The sequence below is a fragment of the Micromonospora sp. AMSO31t genome, assembly GCF_008868175.1.
GTDB lineage: Bacteria > Actinomycetota > Actinomycetes > Mycobacteriales > Micromonosporaceae > Micromonospora.
This window is the reverse complement of the sequence record NZ_WBKT01000250.1, coordinates 1-5151: the sequence shown is the minus strand read 5'-3', so window position 1 is coordinate 5151 and position 5151 is coordinate 1. Positions and strand designations below refer to the sequence as shown.

The following is a 5151-nucleotide window of genomic DNA, read 5'->3' as shown; positions in this document are numbered from 1 at the left end:
CGCCCAGCTCGACGAGCGCGCCCGCCACCCGCCACCCCTGCTCGACGGCGTCGACGTACCGGCCCTCCAGCCGGGTCACCTCGGCCAGATCGGCCCGGGCCAGCAGGCGGAGCCGCTGCTCCCCGCACTGGGTGGCCAGCCGGTCGACGGTGGCCAGCCGGCGCCGCGCGCCGGCCAGGTCCGCCGCCCGTACGTCGTGCCAGGTGAGGTGCTGGTGGGCGACAGCCATCTCGCGGACCCGGCCATGCCGGGTGGCCAGCTCCAGCGCCGCCTCGGCCTGCTCCCGGGCCTGGCCCTGCGTGCCGGCGGCGCTGAGCAGCAAACACAGCACCGACCGGGCCGACAGCTCCCCGGTCACGTCCCCGGCCGCCCGGAAGATCGCCAGCGCGTTGCGGGCGGCCGGCAGCTCCACACCGCCGGCGCCGTGCTCAGCGGCGAGCCGGGCCGTCCCGAGCAGGGCCCAGGCCCGCAGCACCGGCGACGCGTCCGCGGTCCGCGGGTCGGCCAGCAGCCGGCGCAGCCAGCGGCGCCCGGAGACGTCCCGCCCGCGCAGCCGCCACCAGCGGGGCAGTGCCGCCGCCAGGAGCAGCGCGGTCGCCGGATCGTCCTCGGCGGCGTGCGCCAGGGCCGCCGTGATGTCACTGGTCGCCTCGTCGAGCAGGTGCACGGCGGCGGGCAGCTCCGCGCCGACCAGGTTCGGGGCGGTACGCCGTACGAGCCCGGCGACCACCACGGCGTGCCGGCGCCGGATCCCGGTCAGCTCCCCTTCGACGGCCGCCTGCTCGGTGGCGAAGTCGCGGACGGCGTCCAGCAGCCGGAACCGGAACGGGCCGGCGGCGCCCCGGACGCTGAGCAGCCCGAGCTCCCGCAGCCGGTCCAGCAGGGGCACGGCGTCCCGCCGCTCCTCGCCGTCGGCGAGCAGGTCCTCGGCCAGCTCCACCGACCAGCGGTTGCGGAACGCGGAGAGCCGGCGCAGCGCCGCCCGTTCGGCGGGCGCCAGCAGGTGGTAGCTGGTCGCCACCGCCTCGCGCAGGGTCACCGTGCCGGCGGCGAGGTCGGCCTCCCAGCCGGGGCGCCCGCCCGCCAGGTCGAGGACCCGGTCCCCGTAGCGGTCGAGCAGTTCGGTGACGTCGAGGATCCGGCCGCGCGCGGCCATCAGCTCGATGGCCAGTGGCAGCCCGCCGAGGCGGCGCACCAGCGCGGCGAGCGCCGGCAACTCGGCCCGGGTGGGCGGCTCGCTGCGCGCCTGGGCGAGCCGCGCGATGAACAGGGTCGCCGCGGGCCAGCGGGCCAGCTCCGCCACGTCGGCCGGCTGCTGGCCCGCCGGCGGCACGTCGAGCGGCGCGACCGGCCGGACCAGTTCGCCGGGGAGCCCCACCGGACGCCGGCCGGTGACCAGCACCCGCAACGTCGGCGCCGCCGCGACCAGGGCACGCAGGGCCTCGGCCACCGGGCCGGGCGCCCGCTCCACCGCGTCCACCAGGAGCAGCGCGGGCCGGCCGCCGAGCCGGCAGGGAAGGTCGGCCAGCCGGTTCACGCCGAGCACCGCGACGGAGGCGGCGAGCACGTCCGCGGCGTCGGAGCCCTCGCCGACCAGCACCCCGGCCACGCCGGCCGGATGGTCGGCGGCCGCCGCGTAGGCGACGGTGAGGGCGAGCGCGGTCTTGCCGACACCGGCCAGCCCGACCAGGCTGACCACCGGCCGCTCGGCGAGCAGGGCGGCCACCTCGTCGACGTCGCGGTCCCGGCCGAGCAGTGGGACCGGCTGGGGCAGCGCGATCGGCGTACCTGAATCGGTGGCGGCGGCGCCGGTGACCGGTAGGTGCCGCGCGGCCGGACGCCGTGCGGCGGCGTCGGAACCGCCGGCCGGCGGCGGCGGCGCGGCGGCGTCGGGACCGCCGGCCGGCAGGTCGGGCGCGACGGCCTGGACCGGACGGGCGGCCGCGAGGAACGCCTGCCGGGCCGGACCGGTCAGGCCCAGGGCGTCGGCGAGGAGGTCGACGGTGGTGCGCTGGGGCCGGGTGGCGCGACCCCGCTCCAGGTCACGGACGGTCCGCACGCCGACGCCGGCCCGGGTGGCCAGCTCGGCCTGGGTGAGGCCGGCGGCGAGCCGATGCCCGCGCAACAGGTCGGGCAGCGGCGTACGACCGCCCGGGCTCCGCGAACGATCATGATCGGGAGTCATGGGCACGAAGAGTACGGATCGGGTCGGACGCTCCACAGCCCATCGTCGGGCAGCCGACCGTCCACTGCCGATATCCGACAGACGGTGGACCCGCCCGGGCCCGACCGGCCCGGGCGGGCGCCGCTCACATGCCGAGATCGCGGGCGATGACCATGCGCTGCACCTCGCTGGTGCCCTCCCCGATCTCCAGGATCTTGGAGTCGCGCCAGAAGCGGGCCACCGGGTACTCGTTCATGAAGCCGTAGCCACCGTGGATCTGGGTGGCCTCGCGGGCGTTGTCCACGGCGATGGTGCTGGCGTGCAGCTTGGCGATGGCCGCCTGCCGCTTGAACGGCTCGCCGGCCAGCATCCGGGCGGCCGCGTCGTAGTAGGCGAGCCGGGCGGTGTGCGCCTTCATCTCCATGTCGGCGATCTTGAACTGGATCGCCTGGTAGTTGCCGATCGGCTGGCCGAACGCCTCGCGCTCCTTCGCGTACCTGAGCGACTCGTCGACGCAGCCCTGAGCCAGGCCGACGGCCAGGGCCGCGATGGCGATGCGCCCCTCGTCGAGGATGCGCAGGAACTGGGCGAAGCCCCGGCCGCGCTCGCCGAGCAGGTTGCTCGCCGGCACCCGGCAGTCGTCGAAGGTCAGCTCGTGCGTGTCGGAGGCGGTCCAGCCGACCTTCGAGTAGCCGGGCGCCACGGCGAAGCCCGGTGTGCCGGACGGGACGATGATGGTCGACAGCTCCTTCGAGCCGTCCGGCCTGACACCGGTGGCGGCGGTGACCGTGACGAGCGCCGTGATGTCGGTGCCCGAGTTGGTGATGAAGGCCTTCGAACCGTTGATCACCCACTCGTCGCCGTCCAGCACCGCCCTCGTCTGCGTGCCGCCCGCGTCGGAGCCGGTGCCCGGCTCGGTCAGCCCGAAGCCCGCGAGGGCCTCACCGCTGAGCAGCTTCGGCAGCCACCGGGCCTTCTGCTCGTCGGTCCCGAACCGGTGGATCGGCATCGCGCCGAGCGAGACCGCCGCCTCCAGGGTGATGGCCACGCTGGAGTCGACCCGGGCCAACTCCTCCAGGGCCAGGCAGAGCGCGAAGTAGTCGCCGCCCATGCCGCCGTGCTCCTCGGGGAACGGCAGGCCGAACAGGCCCATCTTGCCCATCTGACGGATGATCTCGTACGGGAAGGTGTGCTGCTCGTAGTGCTCGGCTATGGCCGGGGCGACCACCTCGCGGGCGAAGTCCCGCACGCTCTCCCGCAGCGCCTCTTGTTCCTCGCTGAGCCGGAAGTCCATCTGATCCTCCTGATGGGATGCCTCTGTGGACGGGCCGCCGGGCGCTCGTGGCGCCGGGTCGGGTCGTGCGGGTCGGTGCGGGTCAGACCGGGGTGACGCCGTGCCGGCGCTTCGCGAAGTGCCGCTCCTTGCCGCGCGCGGCGGCGAACCGGCGGACCAGGTCGGCGCGCAGCTCGTGCGGCTCGACGATGGCGTCCACCACCAACTCGCTGGCGAGGCGGACGATGTCGATGTCGCGCTCGTACTCCTCGCGCTTCGCGGCGACGAACGCGGCCCGCTCGGCCTCGTCCTCGATCGCGGCGATCTTGTTGGCGTAGACGGCGTTGACCGCGGCCTCCGCACCCATCACCGCGATCTTCGCGGTGGGCAGCGCGATCGTCGCGTCCGGCTCGAAACCGGGGCCGGCCATCGCGTAGAGGCCGGCGCCGTAGGCCTTGCGGACCACCACACAGATCTTGGGTACGGTCGCCTCGGAGATCGCGGTGATCATCTTGGCGCCGTGCCGGATGATGCCCTGCTTCTCCACCGCGCTGCCGACCATGAACCCGGGCACGTCGGACAGGAACAGCAGCGGCACGTTGAACGCGTCGCAGAGCTGCACGAACCGGGTCGCCTTGTCGGCCGAGTCGACGAAGAGCACGCCGCCCTTGAACATCGAGTTGTTGCCGACCACGCCGACGACCTCGCCGTTCAACCGGCCGAAGCCGATGGTCAGCTCCTTGGCCCAGAGCGCCTGGATCTCGAAGAAGCTGCCCTCGTCGAGCAGGCCCTTGACGTACCGGCGCATGTCGAACGCCTGCCGCTCGCTCACCGGGACCAGCGCGGCCAGGTCGGCCTTCTCCGGCGCGTCCACGGCCTCGGCGGCCGGCGGCTCCTGCTTCCAGTTCGACGGCAGGTAGGACAGGTACGTCCTGACCACGTCGAGCGCGTCGTTCTCGGTCTTGCAGAGGAAGTGACCCACACCGGACTCGGCGCAGTGCACCTTGGCCCCGCCCATCGCCTCCAGCGTGGTCTTCTCACCGGTCACCATCTCGACCATCCGGTCGGAGCCCAGGTACATGCTGGCGTTGCCCTCGACCATGGCGACCACGTCGCAGAACGCCGGGATGTAGGCCCCACCCGCCGCGCTCGGCCCGAACAGGGCGCAGACCTGCGGGATCGCGCCCGAGGCGCGGACCTGGTTCCAGAAGATCTTGCCGGCGCCGCGCCGGCCGGGGAAGAGGTCGACCTGATCGGTGATCCGGGCCCCGGCCGAGTCGACCAGGTAGACCATGGGCACGCTTGTCGAGTAGGCCCGCTCGATGATCCGGATGATCTTCTCGACGGTCCGGGCGCCCCAACTGCCGGCCTTCACCGTCGAGTCGTTCGCCATGAGGCAGACCGGCCGGCCGTCGATGGTGGCCGTGCCGGTGACCACGCCGTCCGCGGGAAGCCCCTCGGCCATCGCGTTGGCGTAGAGCCCGTCCTCGACGAAGGAGCCCTCGTCGACCAGGTACGCGACCCGCTCGCGGGCGAAGAGCTTGCCCTTCGCGGCGTTCGCCGCGTGGTACTTGTCCGCACCGCCGGCCCTGGCGCGCTTGCGCAGCTGCTCCAGAGCCTCACCGTCGAGCGTCACGCCGACTCCCATTGCCACCGGGCGCCTCGTGAGCGCGCCGACCGACCTGAACGATCGTTAGGCTAGCGCATTCCCACC

The 5151-nt window shown here is 74.1% G+C and carries 3 protein-coding genes; all 3 read right to left on the bottom strand.

From position 1 onward, the window contains the following. A partial coding sequence (locus tag F8274_RS29820) for a helix-turn-helix domain-containing protein (protein ID WP_151465675.1) occupies positions 1-2185 on the bottom strand: 2185 nt, incomplete at its 3' end. A gap of 124 nt (positions 2186-2309) precedes the next feature. After that, the gene (locus F8274_RS29815) at positions 2310-3458 is read right to left on the bottom strand and encodes an acyl-CoA dehydrogenase family protein (RefSeq protein WP_151465674.1); all 1149 of its coding nucleotides are present in this window, start codon (positions 3456-3458) and stop codon (positions 2310-2312) included. 82 nt (positions 3459-3540) lie between these two features. Next, a complete protein-coding gene (locus F8274_RS29810; protein WP_151465673.1) occupies positions 3541-5073 on the bottom strand; it encodes an acyl-CoA carboxylase subunit beta in 1533 nt (510 codons plus the stop codon). Positions 5074-5151 lie beyond the last annotated feature (78 nt).